17 protein-coding genes are annotated in these 17,053 nt (G+C 67.9%); 9 read left to right on the top strand and 8 right to left on the bottom strand.

Going from position 1 to position 17,053, the window contains the following annotated elements; translation table 11 throughout:
- Nucleotides 1–28: 28 nt before the first annotated feature.
- Nucleotides 29–379 (bottom strand): hypothetical protein, encoded by a 351-nt coding sequence (locus GONAM_RS03870; RefSeq protein WP_006865467.1) that lies wholly within the window; start codon nucleotides 377–379, stop codon nucleotides 29–31.
- Nucleotides 380–714: 335 nt separating this feature from the next.
- On the opposite strand from GONAM_RS03870, the gene GONAM_RS03865 reads away from it, so the two are divergent.
- Nucleotides 715–1,212: an HNH endonuclease gene (locus tag GONAM_RS03865; RefSeq protein WP_006865466.1), complete on the top strand. Its 498-nt coding sequence runs from the start codon at nucleotides 715–717 to the stop codon at nucleotides 1,210–1,212.
- A 23-nt stretch (nucleotides 1,213–1,235) separates the two neighbouring features.
- On the opposite strand, the gene GONAM_RS03860 is transcribed toward GONAM_RS03865, so the two are convergent.
- Entirely contained in the window at nucleotides 1,236–1,904 is a 669-nt protein-coding gene (locus GONAM_RS03860) for a DUF305 domain-containing protein (protein WP_006865465.1), read from the bottom strand.
- Nucleotides 1,901–3,379, bottom strand: a complete 1,479-nt coding sequence (locus tag GONAM_RS03855; protein WP_040535316.1) for an LVIVD repeat-containing protein — start codon at nucleotides 3,377–3,379, stop codon at nucleotides 1,901–1,903. Before GONAM_RS03855 ends, GONAM_RS03860 begins: the two co-directional genes overlap by 4 nt.
- Nucleotides 3,380–3,682: 303 nt before the next feature.
- On the opposite strand from GONAM_RS03855, the gene GONAM_RS03850 reads away from it, so the two are divergent.
- Nucleotides 3,683–4,009, top strand: a complete 327-nt coding sequence (locus tag GONAM_RS03850) for a hypothetical protein (protein ID WP_006865463.1) — start codon at nucleotides 3,683–3,685, stop codon at nucleotides 4,007–4,009.
- A gap of 43 nt (nucleotides 4,010–4,052) precedes the next feature.
- Here the strand turns inward: GONAM_RS03850 and GONAM_RS03845 are convergent, their stop codons facing one another.
- Entirely contained in the window at nucleotides 4,053–5,321 is a 1,269-nt protein-coding gene (locus GONAM_RS03845; protein ID WP_006865462.1) for an MFS transporter, read from the bottom strand.
- Between the two features lie 11 nt (nucleotides 5,322–5,332).
- Nucleotides 5,333–6,199, bottom strand: coding sequence for an alpha/beta fold hydrolase (locus GONAM_RS03840; RefSeq protein ID WP_006865461.1), 867 nt, complete (start codon nucleotides 6,197–6,199; stop codon nucleotides 5,333–5,335).
- 62 nt (nucleotides 6,200–6,261) lie between these two features.
- Between GONAM_RS03840 and GONAM_RS03835 the strand changes: the two genes are divergently transcribed.
- On the top strand, nucleotides 6,262–6,954 hold the full coding sequence (locus GONAM_RS03835; protein WP_006865460.1) for an SDR family NAD(P)-dependent oxidoreductase: 693 nt from the start codon (nucleotides 6,262–6,264) through the stop codon (nucleotides 6,952–6,954).
- 9 nt (nucleotides 6,955–6,963) lie between these two features.
- On the opposite strand, the gene GONAM_RS03830 is transcribed toward GONAM_RS03835, so the two are convergent.
- Together GONAM_RS03830 and GONAM_RS03825 are read right to left on the bottom strand one after the other, a co-directional pair.
- Nucleotides 6,964–8,364 (bottom strand): amidohydrolase family protein, encoded by a 1,401-nt coding sequence (locus GONAM_RS03830; RefSeq protein WP_006865459.1) that lies wholly within the window; start codon nucleotides 8,362–8,364, stop codon nucleotides 6,964–6,966.
- A complete protein-coding gene (locus tag GONAM_RS03825; protein ID WP_006865458.1) occupies nucleotides 8,361–9,545 on the bottom strand; it encodes a CoA transferase in 1,185 nt (394 codons plus the stop codon). Before GONAM_RS03825 ends, GONAM_RS03830 begins: the two co-directional genes overlap by 4 nt.
- Before the next feature lie 47 nt (nucleotides 9,546–9,592).
- Between GONAM_RS03825 and GONAM_RS03820 the strand changes: the two genes are divergently transcribed.
- From GONAM_RS03820 to GONAM_RS03800, 5 genes are all read left to right on the top strand, one after another.
- Nucleotides 9,593–10,657 (top strand): enoyl-CoA hydratase/isomerase family protein, encoded by a 1,065-nt coding sequence (locus GONAM_RS03820; RefSeq protein WP_006865457.1) that lies wholly within the window; start codon nucleotides 9,593–9,595, stop codon nucleotides 10,655–10,657.
- A 172-nt stretch (nucleotides 10,658–10,829) separates the two neighbouring features.
- Entirely contained in the window at nucleotides 10,830–11,591 is a 762-nt protein-coding gene (locus GONAM_RS03815) for a crotonase/enoyl-CoA hydratase family protein (RefSeq protein WP_006865456.1), read from the top strand.
- Nucleotides 11,592–11,643: 52 nt separating this feature from the next.
- Nucleotides 11,644–12,414, top strand: a complete 771-nt coding sequence (locus tag GONAM_RS03810) for an SDR family NAD(P)-dependent oxidoreductase (protein ID WP_006865455.1) — start codon at nucleotides 11,644–11,646, stop codon at nucleotides 12,412–12,414.
- A gap of 131 nt (nucleotides 12,415–12,545) precedes the next feature.
- Complete coding sequence (locus tag GONAM_RS03805; protein ID WP_006865454.1) at nucleotides 12,546–13,556, top strand: alpha/beta hydrolase; 1,011 nt, start codon at nucleotides 12,546–12,548, stop codon at nucleotides 13,554–13,556.
- Nucleotides 13,553–14,035 carry a MaoC/PaaZ C-terminal domain-containing protein gene (locus GONAM_RS03800; protein WP_006865453.1) on the top strand — a complete coding sequence of 161 codons (483 nt, stop codon included), beginning with the start codon at nucleotides 13,553–13,555 and terminating at the stop codon, nucleotides 14,033–14,035. The genes GONAM_RS03805 and GONAM_RS03800 overlap by 4 nt, the downstream gene beginning before the upstream one ends.
- A gap of 6 nt (nucleotides 14,036–14,041) precedes the next feature.
- Here GONAM_RS03800 and kstR read toward each other — a convergent pair whose 3' ends face one another.
- Nucleotides 14,042–14,692, bottom strand: a complete 651-nt coding sequence (gene kstR / locus GONAM_RS03795; RefSeq protein ID WP_006865452.1) for a cholesterol catabolism transcriptional regulator KstR — start codon at nucleotides 14,690–14,692, stop codon at nucleotides 14,042–14,044.
- A 136-nt stretch (nucleotides 14,693–14,828) separates the two neighbouring features.
- On the opposite strand from kstR, the gene GONAM_RS03790 reads away from it, so the two are divergent.
- Nucleotides 14,829–17,018, top strand: a complete 2,190-nt coding sequence (locus GONAM_RS03790; protein ID WP_006865451.1) for an acyl-CoA dehydrogenase family protein — start codon at nucleotides 14,829–14,831, stop codon at nucleotides 17,016–17,018.
- Nucleotides 17,019–17,053 lie beyond the last annotated feature (35 nt).

Raw genomic sequence — 17,053 nt, 5'->3', positions numbered from 1 at the left:
AGCCGTTCAGGTCCGGCCCCGTCAGCTGTCAGCTGACGGGGCCGGCCTGGTTTCCGATCGCGATCACGATCGGGATCATGAGCAGCTGTAGAGCACATGCCCACGCGGCTACGGGCCAGGCGCGGTCACGGCGTCGCAAACGTCGGATTCCGAGCGCCAACGACCCAGTCCACAGCACGATCGCCGCTATGATCGCGGTCGCGTCCGCGACCTGGGTCCACCGCGGGTCACCGCAGGGCTCGTAACCGCACGGGTCCGTGACGAATGCCGTGAACGCCGCGACGACGAACGTCAGCAGAGCGAGCGGGACGTGGAGTACCCAGAGCAGTATCGACGCCGCGAGATCGCCCCCGTCGAGGTTGTCGCTGGTGTCCGGCACGTCGCGACGATACCGCTGGGACCTTCGTCAGCTGTGCGAACGCCTTGTATTGCGCACGTGAACATCCGCGAACACGCGGCATAAACGGTGGCAGGCTGCGCTGACCGCGGTTATCGTGGCGAACAGCAGGCCAGACGAGTGCTGAAAGGAGGTGGCGCAGATGTCGATCGGTACGGCGGTGTTCGTTCGCGAGTGGCGGATGACCGACCCCGGCTGCCGGTACGGGCTACCAGCCCGAACCCGGTCCGGACCAATCACATCCAGCGTCACCAGTTCCTGAGGTCGTGAACCTCGATGGTCGGCGCGCTCACTCGCCCACGCATCGAGGAGTATCCATGACCATCTTCGTCACGAATGCCGGATTACAGATCCTCGCGCGCGTCACCTGGCGTCGCGCCGCCGTCCTGCTGACCACCGAGGTCGCACGCAACGTCGAGGGCACCCCCTTGGTGCGCGTCGTCCATTCGCCGACCCTCTCGTTGCCCATCCACAAGGTGGTGGCCATCAAGCGGGACGCCTACCGCCCGTACGCAGGCAAGACGATGGATTCCTATGCTTCCAATGCGACGATCCTGCGGCGCGACCAATGGATCTGCGCCTACTGCGACGGCCCGGCCGACACCGTGGATCACATCGTCCCCGTATCTCAGGGCGGCCCGAGCACGTTCGGCAACCAGGTCGCGGCGTGCAAGTCCTGCAACGGTTTCAAGGCCAACCGAACCCCGCGGAAAGCCGGCATGGCCTTGCGGCACGCACCCTTCGTCTACGACCCGTGGGCCGTCGACCAGAAAGAGGTCTGGGAGATGTTCATGCTGCATCCCAAGACCGACTGAGAGCGTGGGAACGCGAGAACCGTTCAGGTGGGCAGGGGTTCGGCACCGCGCTCTTTCAGGAGCATCGACATCTGGCCGATCTCGTTGCCCTGATCGCCGAGCATGTTCAGGGCGAGTTGCTTGGTCGCCGGGCCGGAACGGTCGTCGTTGTACGCCGCTTGCGCCATCTCCAGTCCGCCGCGATGGTGTCGGATCATCAACTGTAGGAACAGTTTCTCGGCCTCATCGCCGCTGAGTGTGGCGAGCCGGCCGAGTTCGTCGGTGCTCGCCATACCCGGCATGAGTGGGGCGTCAGGCATGTCCGCTGAGAGATCACCGTGTGCGTGCGAATCACCGTGGGACATCCACGACATCGGCTCATCCGAGGTCAGGGGCAGCTCGAAGAACTGCAGCCAACCGCGCATGGTCGCGCTCTCCGCAGACTGAGCGACGACGAGCTGATCGGCCAGGCCGCGGATCGTCGGGTCCACGCCGGGTGCGGCGAGAATCGTGCGGGCCATCAGGAGCGCCTGATCGTGATGGGTCGACATGTCCTGCGCGAAGCCGATGTCGGCGGCACTCATCGCCTTCACGTCGTCCCGCGAGCCGGGCGACCACACCGAACCGACGACGACGCCGATCGCCACGAGCAGGACGGCCAGCGAGGCCGGCCCGGCGATCTGCAGCCACGCGGGCCGCTGCTTGGTGGTCATCCGAGGAAGGAATACTGATCCGGCGGTGGGGTGTAGACCCGGTTGCTCAACTCGAGGGCGTAGAAGCCGCCGTCGGCACAGGTCGTCAGGATCTTGTTGCCGTGGAACTCCGGCGGGGAGAAGCACCAGTCGGTGGCCATGTCACCCCCGACGACCATGCCCATGCGCGGACCGATCATCTCGTTCAGCTTGGCTTTCCCGTTCGCGAGAGACATTCCGAGGCTGAGGATTTCGATGCCCGGTGCGCCGATGATCGACCCGAGCACATGCGGCGAGTTGGGTCGGGTCATCGCGGTGGCGCCCTTCTGCGCCGGCGGGTTGTAGTAGGCGATCTCCTTGATGGCGGAGAAGTCCCGGATGTCGAACACGCGGATGCCGGACGACTCCCATGCGCACGCCAGCGCCGTCGGATCGTTCGGGCGGTCGACCGCGCAATAGTGCGGGTTGCTGCCGAACAACGAACCGCCCATGGACGAACGGAACTGGGTGTCCAGGTGTTCGGGCAGGTTGATCTCGAGTTTGAGCTGTGCGGCGTAACGCGGTTTGTTCACCCGGGCGACGTCGAAGATCTTCACGCCGCCCGAGCCACCCTCGTCGGCCGTGATGATGTGGGGCGTGCCGCGATAGGTGATCGGAATCGAGTGCTGGTTGAGCTGGCCGTCCGGCCACAGGTATGCAGCCACGTGCGGGACCTGCGGATACGGCGCACGACGCTGCACTGCGCTGATGTCGAGGACGGTGACGCCCGCCATGTTCGACAGGTACATCCGGTTGCCGTCGGGGGTGATGCCGAAACCGTGGCCGAGGAAGCTGTGCAGTCCCTGCCAGATCACCCTCGGGTTCCGCGGGTCGGCGACGTCGATCGCGCTCAGATGACCAGGCGCGATGCCCGACGCCCAGTAGGTTCGGCCGTCCGGTGACCAGCCGCCCTCATGCGAGGTGAAGGGGATGGGGTAGGCGATGCCGCCGCCGCGGGCGTTGAGCAGTTTGGGGCGGGTGCAATCGGAGATGTCGTAGACCGCGAAAAAGCCGGCGCCCCATACCAGTGGCACACCGGTCGCAGCGAGGAGCTTGCGTTTCTTGTTGACTTTCAATGTCTCCCAGGTGCCGCCGCGCATCGCCGCATCCGTCAGCGACCCGACGACCTTTGGCTTCCGGGGATTCGAGGCGTCGATGACCTGGACGCCCGGTTGGGGCAGGAAGTTGTTGCCGGGGAACAGGCTTCCGGTGTAACTGCAGTGCTCGAAGGATGCCGACACGATGCCGCCGCCCGCACCGGTGACGTTGCCGAGCTTGGTCAGGTTGCAGTTGTAACCCTGTTTGCTTCGGCCCGACTGTCGGTCCTCGGCACTGACGTCGCCCTGCAGGCCCGGTTCCGGCTTGGAGCCCGGACCACACTCGGCCTTGGGAACAGAAGTGTCGGAGATGTCGGGGAACCAATGGTTCGCGGCGCTCGCCGGTGCCGACACCAACATCGTCGACGCGAGGAGTGCCCCCGCGGCCAGACAGGTGATCGCGTGCAATCGCCGTCGTGCGGTGGACACAGTGAATCGATCTGGCGTCATCGCCCCTCCGATCGTGACGTGAGCCACGCTAGCGGCCGGGCTGAGACGCCGGGGCTGATTTGTCGAAAGTTCCACGCGGGACGCGCGCGTTCGGACCGGTCGGCCGTCCGAACGACTCCGGGACCGCCGGGAACATTGTCGGCCCGCACCCCCTCCAAGTATTCGAACGCAGCAGACAGCCCGCACCGGCGGGCACCATCGAGAGGAACACCCATGAGCACCCAGATCCCCGCAGACGCAGTCCTGGTCGACACCGACGGCGATGGTCTCGTCGACGCCGCTCTCGCAGACATCGACGGGGACGGCACCACCGACGCCGTCCTGGACACCGACGGTGACGGCTCGGCCGATTCGATCGCCTACGACACCAACTCAGACGGCGCGATCGACCTGATCGAGGCAGACTCCGATGGCGACGGTTACACCGACATCGCGGTCGCCGACACCGACTGCGACGGCACGTTCGACACCGCCGTCGACGACGAGGGCAACGTCTCGGTCGGCGACTTCGGCAGCATCGACGGGGGCGATGCGGTCTGAGGACCCCTCACTCTGAACCCAGCCTCGCACGCAGCCGGTCAGCTCAGCTGGCCGGCCGCAGGCGTTTCGCGGCGACGAACGCGAGCACCGCCGCGGCCAGACATGCGGCGGCACCGACGCCCAGACCCACGCGTGGATTGGTGGCCTCGATGACCGCGCCGATCAGCGGACCGCCGATCGGCGTCGACCCCATGAACGCCACCGACCACAGGGCCATGACCCGACCCCGCATCTGGGGTTCGGCGTTGAGTTGCAGGGTGGCGTTGCCGGTCGACATGAACGTCACGCTGAGCCAACCGACGAGGAACAGCGCGCAGATGGCAGTGACGAGGTTCGGGGCCAGCGCTGCTGCCGCGATGGTGACGCCGAAGCCGAACGCGGCCAGCGTGAGGGGCCGCAGTCCGATGGTGCCGCGCGCGGCGACGACGAGCCCGCCGACCACCGCGCCGACTCCCATGGCCGAGGTCATGAAGCCGAGAGCCTGTGGCCCGCCGTCGAAGACGAAATCGGCGGCGGCGGTGAGGGTGACCGGGAAGTTGTACGCCAAGGTGCCGACCAGCGCCATCGTGGCGAGCGGGATCCACAGCGACGGGACGCCGCGAACGTAGCGGATGCCCTCACGCAGTTGCCCTTTGGCGCGGGGGACCGGGGTCTCCTGGGTGATCTTCGTGCTGTCGAGCGCGATCAGCGAGGCGACCACCGCGACGAAGCTGACCGCATTGATCGCGAAACACCAACCAGCCCCGACGAGGGTGAGGATGACGCCGGCGACCGCCGGGCCGACCGCGCGGGCGGCGTTGACCATCACCGAGTTCAGGGTGACGGCATTACGGATCAGCGATTTCCCGACGATCTGGTGGATGAACGCCTGCCGCGCGGGTTGCTCGAAGGCGTGTCCGAGGCCGAGTAGCACCGCGAGGACGGCCACATGCCACACCGCCACCACCCCGGCGAGAGTGAGCGCGGCGAGGACCGCGGCGAGCAGACCCATCATCGCCTGCAGGATCGTCAGCAGCCGCCGACGGTCGACGCGGTCGGCGATGACTCCGGCGTAGGGGCCGATCAGGAGCACGGGCAGCGCCTGGAGGGCGACGATCAAGCCCAGGATCGATGCCGACCCGCTCAGGGTCAGGACCAGCCAGGCCTGAGCGGTGGCCTGCATCCACGAGCCGGTCATCGACACCGTCATCCCCGCGAAGAAGAGCCGGTAGTTGGGGATGTGCAGCGAGGCGAAGACGCTGTCGCGTGAGTCAGCGGAGCCTGGTGAGTCCGAGCCGACGCCGCTGATCTCGGAAGCGCGGTCGTCGGTCATCGACGTCCATGTTAGGCCCGCACAACGTCGTCGATGACATCCATCAGTTCGAGGGGCTGCTCGAGCGGGATGTGATGACCGGCGCCGGCGAGTTCGACGACGCGCGCCGGTTCGTCGAGACCTGCGGTGACCGTGTCGATCATCGCCGGGGTCACGACCCCGTGTTCGCCGTAGACGACGCTGAGTCGGCAGTCATTCGGCGGGCATGACGGCAGATCGGTCAGCTCATCGGCGAAGCCGCGGTCGAACTTCCACCGCCAGCCGTCGTCATCGCGGACGACCGACTGTCGCGCGACGTACTCCCGGGCGAAATCGAGGCTCGCGTGGTCGGGCACGAGGCGGAACCGTTCGAGGGCTGCCTCGAGTGACGGGTAGTGCTTGCTACCTCGAGGAATACCCTCCTCGGGCTGATTGCGCTGGATCTCGTCGAGCATCGCGGCGTCGAGGATGCGGGAGTCGACGAGCACGAGCTTCTCGGCGAGGCCGGGGTGGGCGATCGACGTCCGGATGCCGACGAGCCCGCCGAGGCTGTGCCCCACCAGGACTGCCTCGGTGGTCGCCCCGGCAGCCGCCGCGACCGCGGTGACCTCGTCGGCCCAGGCGCCCAGGCGGTAGGTGTCGCGCCAGTCGCTGTCGCCGTGTCCGGACAGGTCGAGGGCGACGACGCGCCTGTCCTGCGCGTACCGCGGGGCGATGTGATCCCACCACCCGGAATGGGCCGCGCCACCGTGGACGAGGATCAGGCCGGGGGCGCCGGGTTCGCCCCAGGAGCGATAGGCGATCCGTGCGCCGTGGACGGTGATCGACGAGTGCTCGGGTTCCGAGGCGACTGCTGTGCGAAACCACTCCGGAGCGTCGGCGGTGACATTCGTACTCATCGGCCCAGCCTTTCACGCATAGGGTGAGACGAAACGGGCAATCGGACAGGACGGATCAGACGATGGTGCAGACGGTGATCGTGTCGGGCGGTACGGGCGGCTTGGGTACCGCGGTCACGAAGAAACTGCTCGACGACGGTTGGCGCGTGGTGGTGCCGTGGGTCGTCGAGGCCGAACTGTCGCGGCTACCCGAATCCGATCGCCTGGTCACCCTGCAGGCAGACCTGTTCGACGAGTCATCGGTGACCGAGGTCGTCGCCGCTGCGGCGAGCGACTCGACGGCACCGGTGAAGGCGGTGGTCAACCTGGTCGGCGGTTTCGCGATGGGGGAGCGGGTGGACGCGACTCCGGTCGACGAGTTCGAGCGACTCCTCCGCCTCAACCTGCGACCGCTGTATCTGCTGTCCGCGGCGGCGATCCCGAAGCTGATCGAGGCCGGTGGCGGGTCGATCGTCGGGGTGTCGGCGAAGGCCGCGTTCGCGCCGTTCTCCGGTGCCGCCGGATACATCACGTCCAAGGCGGCGGTGTGGGCGTTCATCAGCGCCCTCGCGGCCGAGTACAAGGACGACGCCATCCGGGCCAACGCGATTCTGCCGTCGGTCATCGACACCCCGGGAAACCGTGAGAGTCAGCCGGATTCCTCGCGCAAGGGCTGGGTGTCGCCGGAGACGATCGCCGAGACCGTCGCCTTCCTGGTGTCCGACGCCTCTGCCGCGGTGACCGGCGCGCAGGTCCCGGTGCCGGGCGTCGGCTGACGATTCCGTCTATCCCTCGCGGCGGTAGACGATGTGTCCGCAGATGAGGGTGTGGCGCACGACTTCCGCGCCGATCCGTAGTGCATCCTCGATCGGGGCATCGAGCAGGACGAGGTCGGCCGGTTCGCCGGTGTGGACCCTTCGTGACGCCGCACCTGGGGCGTTCAGCGGTGTCAGATAGCGATCCAGTGCTGTTTGGCGGCTGACCTTTTCGTCGACCCCGACCCGGCGGCCGTCCGGTGCGAGACGGGTTGCGGCAGCGGCGATCACCGTCCACGGGTCGACAGGGCCATATGGGGCGTCGCTCGACATCGCCAGCGGTGCACCCCGTTCGAGAAGGGTTGCACACCGGTAGAGGTCGGCGACCTCCGCGGCGTCGAGCCGGTCGAGGTAGTCGTCGCCCCGCGCAGTCAGGAAGCCGGGCTGGGTGACGACGGGGATCTTCCTGCCGGCCAGCTCCGCAACGGTGTCGGCGGCGATGATCGCGCCGTGCTCGATCCGATCGTCCGGATGCCGGCCGGTCTCGTCGAAGGCGGCGAGCACGAGGATCAGCGCTTCTCTGCTGACGCAGTGTGCGGCGACGCCGCGTCCCCACGAGTGCGCGGTCCGGATCTGCTCGCACAGGGTGGGGAAGTCGGGGAGTTCGGAGTCGGCGAGGACGATCTTGAAGGGACCGACGGTCACTGTCGGCGGAAGGTCGGGTGTCGCGTCGAGCGGGACGCCCAGGAGGTGGAGTCGTTGTGGCACCGACCCGTTCGCGTGCGCTTCGACGAGCGCTCCGAGGGACGCGGCCGGCAGGTCCGGCGTCGCATCGGTGACCCCGGTGATGCCGAAGCGGGCCAGTTCGGACCCGACGCTCGACAGGTCCGGTGGCCGGGAGTGCCCCATCCGCTCACGGAGCCAGTCGTCGGCGCGCCACACACGGCCGGTCGGAGCGCCGGAGTTGTCCCTCTCGACGCCGGGATGATCGGCGGTCCGCAGTCCGACGGCTTCGGCGGCTGCGGTGTTGAGGAACCACACGGCCCCGCTGCGATGCTGGATGCGTACCGGCCTGCGCGCATGGAGTCGGTCGAGCGTGTTGCGATCCAGCAGTCCGGCCACCGTTTCCACATAACCCACGCCGCGGACCCACCCCGAGATGTCGGAAGCGCGGGCCAGAGCAGCGGCCAGATCGTCGGCGTTCGTCACCTCGGGCGGACCGCACTGCACCGACCTCGAGGCCGCCGCCAGTGCGTGGAGGTGGATGTGATGGTCGTGGAGACCGGGGATGAGTGCACCACCGTCGCCGTCGATGACATCGGATCCGGTGCTCTCGAGATCTACGCCGACCGCCGTGACCATGCCGCCGTCGACGGCGACGTCGCGGATACCCTCGGGGAGGGACACCCTGCGGAAGACGATGCGGCTCATCGCGTTTCCCTGGCACTGTTGCGCGCCCGGGGTGGATCGAGTGGCGCCGTGCCGGTGGTGGTGTCGACGACCCACTGATCGCCGTCGCGACGTGCTTTCGGCGGATGTGGCCCGCCGAGCGTCGCGGCAACTGTTGCTCGCATCGAGAGGTCCCACAGCTTCCCGGGGCCGGGATCACACATCGCGAGGGCGGCCGCGGTGAGACCGGCCAGGGGGTCGGCGATCGCGTCGCCCACGAACATCAAACCTGCGTCGTCGGAGGTGACCAGCCCGGCCGATGCGGCGATGTCGTCGCCGAAGCCGACCCGGTCGGAGTCGCGACCGGCAGCGGTGATGGACAACCAGGTGGTGCCGTCGGCGACGAAATCTTCGGCGTACAAGCCGAACCCACGCAATGCTCGGGGTCGGGATGCCTCGATCACGATGTCGGCGTCGGCGACGAGCCGTTGCAGCGTGGCTCGTTCTGCCGGTAGTGCGGGGTCGAGGACAGCCGATTCGTGCCCGTCATGGAGCAACCGGTAGAAGTCCGCATTGCCCCGTCGTGCCCCGTCTGGACGTTGCGGCGTCTCGACTTTCACCACCCGCGCCCCGGCCAGGCCCAGCAACTGTGCGCACAACGGTCCGGCCCACAGTGCGCTGAAATCGACGACGAGCAACCCCTCCACCGAACGGGGAACACCGCTCGGTTGCACCGCGTCACGTGCGGCCGCGGCGATCTCGTCGCTACGAGCGACACCTCCGCCGGCGACGCCCAGGAGCGTGGCGCGTTCGTCGAACTCGGCTCTCGTGTGCCGGGCGAGCCAGTCGGTGACCTGTGGCCAGAGATCGTCTTCGACGACCTCGTGTTCGATCAGCGCACCCAGCAGCAGCGGGTCGTCGGGGCGGGCGCAACTCACCGCCACCCAACCGTCGGACGCCGGGAGGAGGCGCCCCGATCCGCCCGGCGTGAGGTCGCCGTGACGGGTGTGTCCGGTCATCGCCGCGCGCTCGGCGAGCAGTGCAGCGCCGTCGATGTCGACCGTGCCGTTGCTCGCCACCCGAATCCAGTCGCCGAGTTCACGGGCGACGGTCGCGGCCCGGCCCGGCGGGATGTGTGGCGGGCCGTCGGATCTGCCGGTGAGATGCGGGATGCCGCTGGCGGCCCAGTCGCGCACCGGATCACGGGACGCAGGGTTGGACACGCGCGAAATGTTACCGTCCGCACGTAAAGCTCAGGAGGTTCACCGCCATGCCGACCCGTCGTATCTCGATCACAGACCTGGCCGCCGCCCCGGCCATCGGAGGCGGGGACCTGCTCGGGGACGCTGCCGCCATCGCGTCGCCGGTCGCGCTGGTGGACCTCGACACGGCAACCGACGTGCCGGCCGAGGACCTGTCCCGAGCCGCCGACCGTGCCTCTGCGTCGGATGTCATCCTGCTGGGGAGAGCGACGGGCCCGGTCGATGGAGCGCAGCACCCGCTGCTGGAAGCACTCGACCTCACCTATGCCCCGAGTGGAGCGAAGCATCGCGCGGTGGTCGCCACCGACGACGTCGATGCAGCGATCTCGGCATTCACCGACGCCGTCTCACGCTGCCCGCAGGCCTCTCTCGTCGCCGCGCAGGTCGTCCGCGCAACCGAACCGCTCGGCCCCGTTGCGGCCATCGACGTCGAATCCCTGGGCTATTCGACCCTTCAGGACGGCGACGAGTTCGGTCGGTGGCTGAAGGAGCGTCGAGCGAAAGGACGACCGCTCCCACCGCCCGCCGTCGACCCGGTGCTTCTCGACCGTCAGGACAACACTCTGCGCATCACCCTCAACCGTCCGGAGCGTCGCAATGCTTATGGCACCGCCATCCGCGACGCGCTCGTCGAGGCATTGCGCCTTGCGGTCCTCGACGACTCGATCCATCACGTCATCCTCGACGGGGCGGGCAGCTCGTTCTGCGCCGGTGGGGATCTCGATGAGTTCGGGCACATGCCCGATGCGTCGACAGCCCACCTGATCCGCACCCGCGGGGGAGCAGGACGGCTCGTGGCCGTGCTCGCCGACCGCGTCGAGGTTCACCTGCACGGTCACTGCGTGGGCGCGGGCATCGAGATCCCGGCCTTCGCGGGCCGCGTCGTCGCTGCCCCGGACACCCGGATACGCCTGCCCGAGGTGTCGATGGGTCTCATCCCCGGAGCCGGCGGTACCGTCAGCGTCCCCCGGCGCATCGGCCGTTGGCGTGCCCTGCATCTGTTCGTCACCGGCGCCGAGATCGACGCCGCGCGGGCCCTCGAGTGGGGGTTGGTCGACGCGATCGGTGAGTAGGTGGGGCGGGTTTGTGAACACGGCCGGTCCACTTATCTAACTCAGTTCATTTATTTCTCCCATTCGGCGGGCGGTCTCCGATTACGATCACTGCTGAGCTGCGGCTGACGCCGCCCGATCTCGTGTGAGCGTGCCGCAGCGATCGTCGAAATCGGTGAGGGGTCAGCGACATATGTCCGACGAAGTTCTCGTGGAGCGCCGGGGGCGCATCCTCGTCATCACGATCAATCGGCCGCAGGCGCGCAATGCGATCAACCACGAGGTGAGCCAGTCGCTCGCCGACGCGATGGACGAGCTCGACGACAGTCCGGACCTGTCAGTTGCCATCCTGACCGGTGCTGGTGGGAACTTCTGTGCCGGAATGGATCTCAAGGCTTTCGCCGCCGGTGAGTCGGTGGCCATCGAGGGTCGCGGTCTGGGCTTCACGCAGAAGCCGCCGGCCAAGCCCGTCATCGCCGCCGTCGAGGGCTTCGCGCTCGCGGGCGGAACCGAGCTGGTTCTCGCCACCGATCTCGTCGTCGCGTCGAAGTCGGCGAAGTTCGGCATCCCCGAGGTCAAGCGTGGCCTCGTGGCGGGTGCCGGCGGACTCCTGCGCCTGCCCAAGAAGATCCCGTACTCCAAGGCCCTCGAACTGGCGCTGACCGGCGACAACTTCACCGCCGAACAGGCCGCCGACTGGGGATTCGTCAACATCCTCACCGACGAGGGTGGGGCGCTCGACGGTGCCCTCGCCCTGGCGGAGCGCATCACCGAGAACGGCCCGCTGGCCGTCGCGGTCACCAAGCGGATCATCGCCGAGTCGGAATCGTGGAGCGACGACGAGAAGTGGGACCGCCAGGGACACTTGCTCGCTCCGGTCTTCACCTCGAAGGATGCGATCGAGGGTGCCCGCGCCTTTGCCGAGAAGCGCAAGCCCGAGTGGACGGGCGCCTAGGTCTCGTGAACACCCGGCCGATCAGCACGTGAAATCGATACGAGGAGAACAGATGTCGTTCGAGGGTGAAGTCGCAGTAGTCACCGGCGGTGCAGGCGGACTCGGTGCGGCGACGGTGCGTCGGCTGCATGCCGCCGGCGCTTCGGTCGTGATCGCCGACCTGGCCGACCAGCCGGCGAAGGAGCTCGCCGAAGAACTGGCGGAGCGTGCGATCTATGCGCGCACCGACGTGCTCGACGACGATTCCGTGAACGCCGCACTCGAGCAGGCGGGCGAACTCGGCGACCTGCGCTACGCGGTCATCGCACACGGCGGATTCGGTGTGGCGCAGAGGCTCGTCGGCCGTGACGGATCGCCCGCCGAGATGAAGGGGTTCGTCAAGACCCTGAACCTGTATCTCACCGGCACCTACAACGTCCTGCGGCTGACCGCGGCGAAGCTGGCGGCCGGTGAACCCAAGGAGTCCGGAGAGCGCGGCGCGATCGTGATGACCAGCTCGATCGCCGGCTACGAGGGGCAGATCGGGCAGACCGCCTACGCGGCCGCCAAGGCCGGGGTCATGGGTCTCACCCTCTCCGGCGCGCGCGACCTCGGCTCGGTTGCCGTGCGCCTGAACACCATCGCTCCCGGCACGATGCGGACGCCGATCATGGAGTCGATGGGGGAGGAGGCGCTCACCAAGTTCGCCGCCGGTGTGCCCTACCCCAAGCGTCTCGGTCTTCCCGACGAATTCGCCGCGCTGGCGCAGCACCTGCTGGAGAACAGCTACATCAACGGCGAGATCGTGCGCCTCGACGGTGCACAGCGGTTTCAGCCGCGCTGACCGAGGTTGCCGCACTGTGCACTTGCCCCACATCACAAAAGCACAACGACGACCGTCTCGGCTTGGGGTGCTTCATCGATCCCGGTTACCTTTGTTAAGTCTGAGAATATTGTTAACCAAAGGGGCTATTGGTGCGTTCCTCGTGGAAGAGGCGACTGAGCGTCGTCGCGTGTGCCGTTGCAGTGGCGGCGACCGGATGGGCACCGGCGGCTCTTGCTGCGCCGGCCCCCGACCCCAACCGCGCCCGGATCGACACCGTCATCCACGACTCGGCCCAGCAGACGACCCTGATCGTCTACTCGGCCGCGATGCGCCGGCTGGTCCCGGTCAACGTGCTGCGCCCCAAGGACCTCACCAAGCCGCGCCCGACCCTGTACCTCCTCAACGGTGCCGGTGGTGGCGAGGACTCCGCGACCTGGGCGGCGAAGACGCAGTACTCCAAGTTCTTCCGCGACAAGCAGGTCAACGTCGTGACGCCCATCGGTGGCGCGTTCTCGTACTACACCGACTGGCAGCGCGACGACCCGGTGCTCGGCCGCAACAAGTGGACGACGTTCCTCACCAAAGAACTGCCGCCGCTGGTCGACAAGGAATTCAACACCACCCGCAAGAACGCGATCGCGGGCATCTCGATGGCCGGCACCTCGGTGCTGAACCTCGCCATCTCCGCCCCGAAGCTCTACAAGTCGGTGGCCGCCTACAGCGGTTGCGCTCGAACCAGTGATCCGTTGGGCCAGACCTACATCCGGATGGTCGTCGCCGATCGTGGCATGGGCAATGTCGACAACATGTGGGGCCCGGTCAACTCGGCGGGCTGGCGCAAGAACGACCCGTACGTCAACGCCGCGAAGCTCCGGGGCACCAAGGTCTACATGACCAGCGGCACGGGCCTCCCCGGCTGGTACGACCGCCTCGAGGCACCTTTGATCGCCGGTGACCCGTTGACGCTGGCCAACCAGGTGGTCCTCGGCGGTGTCATCGAAGCCGCCGTCAACGAGTGCACCAAGCAAATGGCAGAACGCATGCGCGCGTTGAAGGTTCCGCACAAGGTCCTGTTCCGGCCCGACGGCACCCACTCCTGGGGTTACTGGGAGCGCGACCTCAAGACGACGTGGCCGATGATCGCCAAAGATCTGAAGTGAGCGACGCCGATCGACTGTGGGCGGATGATCTCGAGGTCGGGCAGGTGTTCGGATTCGGCACTCACCATGTGACCGAGGACGAACTGCTCGACTTCGCCCGCGCGTGGGACCCGCAGGACTTCCACACGGACAAGGCCGCGGCCGAAGCCGGCGCCTACGGCGGACTCATCGCCAGCGGCCTGCACACGATGTCGATCTACCAGAAGCTGGCGGTCACCGGGGTCCTGTACCGCTGGAAAGTGATCGCAGGCAAGCGACTTGCCGACGTCGTGTTCCTGCGGCCGGTGCGTCCGGGCGACGTCCTGACCGGCTCGATGACGATCAACTCGGTCGAATTCGACAACCGTGATCGCGCGCTGGTGACGTCTACCTCGGAGCTGGTGAACGAAGCAGGCAAACCGGTGATGCGGACCGTCGTCGAGGCATACGTACACGCTCGGTCGGCCGGCACCCCTCTGCCGGCCGACCGGAACGACTGAATAAGCTCAGTTGGCGCGGTCCTTGAGCAGGAGCCGGACCGTGAGTTCGAGGCGGTTGGTGACGTCGGTGGCCGACGCGCGCCGGGTCAGCCACTGCACGAGGTTCGACATCCACACGTCCGAGAGCACACGGGCGATCGCAAGATCCTCTTCCGTGGGCTCGCCCACGCCGACGATGGCACCGGCGAGGAGTCGGTCGATGATGCCGGCGACCTGATCGACCTCGGCGGTCGCCGACGCGTCGGCGAACATGAAGGCGCGGGTCATGGCCTCGGTGAGCAGCGGGTCGCGCTGCATCGCGAAGGTGATCATGTCCAGGACGTGGCGCAGCCGGTCGACCGGGGTGTCGCCCCGCAACTGTGAGCGGTCGACCTTCGACTCGACGCGTTCGAACTCGCGCGCCAGCGCCGTGACCAGCAGGTGGACCTTGGACGGGAAGTAGCGGTAGAGCGTGCCGACCGCCACGTCGGCCTTGTCGGCGACGGTGCGCATCTGGACGGCGTCGTAGCCGCCCTTGGAGGCCAGTGCGAGCGTCGCGTCGAGGATGCGGCGGCGGCGTTCGCGCTGCGCGGTGGAACCGGCTTCGGGCGACGCGGCAGGGGTCGTGGCCCCGGCTGGGGCGTCGACCGCGGCGTTGCCTGGTGCAGAGCGGGCCATGTGTTTACGAACATCCTCACGTGATCGGCGACCGGGGAGGCGGGGATTCACGGGTGGCTACCCGATCACCTCCACCCATGGCATATTAGAACAGGTTCTAATTATTCCTCACAACTCGACATACAGAGGATCGCTCGTGACAATCGCCACGTCTCCCGAACAGCAAGCCGTATGCCACAGCATCGAGTCCTGGGCGCGCGCCGCGAAGGTGACCGAACTCGTCCGTTCCGACATCGACAAACCGCGCGACCAGTGGACACAGCTGTTCGGTCAGCTTGCGGAGTTCGGCGTGTTCGCAGCCGCGGTGCCGGAGGCGTCCGGCGGGCTCGGAGCGGAATTCGTCGACGTGGCGGCGATGATCGAGCAATGCGGCATCGAGCTGGTGCCGGGGCCCATCGCGCCGACGGTGACCGCCGCCATCGCACTTTCCACCAGCACCGATGCCCGGGCGCAGGCGCTCCTCGACCAGATTCTCGAAGGTGCGGTACCCGTCGTGACGCCCGTCGTGAGCTACGCAGGTGGGGCGACCACGACGCTGACCGATGTCCTCGATCTCGGTCTCGTCGGCGGTCACTCCGAGGGTGTTGCAGTCCTCGCGGCGCTGGATATCCCCGGTCGGGACGGTCGCTGGTGGATCATCCCGCCGCACGTCGGCAGCGCCGACATCGCGCCGGAGGCCCCGCTCGACGGCACGACCTCGGTGGCGCGCGTACGACTGACCGGTGTCACCGCCGACGACCTCGTCGAACTTCCCGACGCGCCGCTCGTCGAGGGGCTGCTGTCGGCGACCTTCGCGGCGTATCAGAGCGGTGTGACGCGCTGGTCGCTCGACACCGCCGTCGACTACGCCAAGGTCCGCACGCAGTTCGGTGCGCCGATCGGATCGTTCCAGGCGATCAAGCACATCTGCGCCGAGATGCTCTGCCGCAGTGAGGAGGTCACCGCCGTCGCATGGGACGTGGCCGCTGCGGTCGACGAGGTGCTCGGTGCGTCCCCCGATGAACTGGCCGCTGCGCGTGAGCAACTCGAGATCAGCAGGCTCGCCGCCGACGTCGTGGTGGCCGAAGCGCCGGTGGCCACGGCCAAGGACTGCATCCAGGTGCTCGGCGGGATCGGATTCACCTTCGAACACGACGCGCATCTCTACCTGCGGTCCGCGCTCGCCGCGCAGGCCGCCCTGGACCACGCCCATGCGGCCGCCACCGCGCTCGCCGACCGTGGGCTCGCCGGTGCGCGCCGACGCTTCGCGCTTGATCTGTCGCAGGTCGAGGACCAGCGCGACGAGGTCCGTGAGACGGTCGCCCGCATCGCTGCGGAGGCCGACGCCGACGACCAGCGGCGCGTCCTCGCCGAGACCGGTTACCTCACCCCGCACTGGCCGGCGCCGTACGGACTCGGGGCCGATGCTGCCCTGCAATTGCTGATCGACACCGAGCTCGACGCGGCCGGCGTCGTCCGCCCCGACCTCGTCATCGGCGCCTGGGCGATCCCGACGATCCTGTCGCACGGCACCGATGCCCAGCGCGAACGCTTCGTCCGCCCGACCCTCGCCGGCGAGATCATGTGGTGCCAGCTGTTCAGCGAGCCCGAGGCCGGTTCCGACCTCGCCGCGCTGCGTACCAAGGCCGAACGCGTCGACGGCGGCTGGAAACTGTCGGGCCAGAAGATCTGGACCTCGCAGGCGCACAATGCGCAGTGGGCCATCTGCCTGGCACGCACCGACGCCGAGGCTCCCAAGAACAAGGGGATCACCTACTTCCTCGTCGACATGTCCTCGCCGGGCATCGACATCCGGCCACTCCGCGAGCTGACCGGTCGCGCCAACTTCAACGAGGTCTTCCTCGACGATGTCGTGGTGCCCGACGACTGCGTGGTCGGCGAGGTGAACAACGGCTGGCGGCTCGCCCGCACCACCCTCGCGAACGAACGCGTGGCGATGGGCGGGTCGGGACTCGGCAAGGAGATGGAGTCGCTGCTGCGGCAGGTGCAGGGCATGACGCGCGACCTCTCCGACGCCGAACGCGTCGCACTCGGCAGCCAGTTCGCCGACGCACACGTCGGCCGGGTTCTCGACGCCCGCGCCGCCACCCAGCAGCTCGCCGGACTCGACCCGGGGGCGCTGTCCAGCGTTCGCAAACTGATCGGCGTGCAGCACCGCCAGTCGGTACCCGATCTCGCCCTGCAGCTCCTCGGCGTGCAGGGCCTCGCGGCCACCGATGCGTCCGACGCCGTGCTGCAGAACCGCTGCCTGTCGATCGCCGGTGGTACGACCCAGATCCTCAAGACCGCGGCGGCGGAACGCATTCTCGGTTTGCCGCGCGGCTGACCGTTCGCGGCCGTACGAAACCGCAGATAAAACCG

Origin of the sequence: Gordonia namibiensis NBRC 108229 (genome assembly GCF_000298235.1) — a bacterium.
GTDB classification, from domain to species: Bacteria; Actinomycetota; Actinomycetes; order Mycobacteriales; family Mycobacteriaceae; genus Gordonia; species Gordonia namibiensis.
This window is presented reverse-complemented; position numbering and strand designations above follow the sequence as displayed.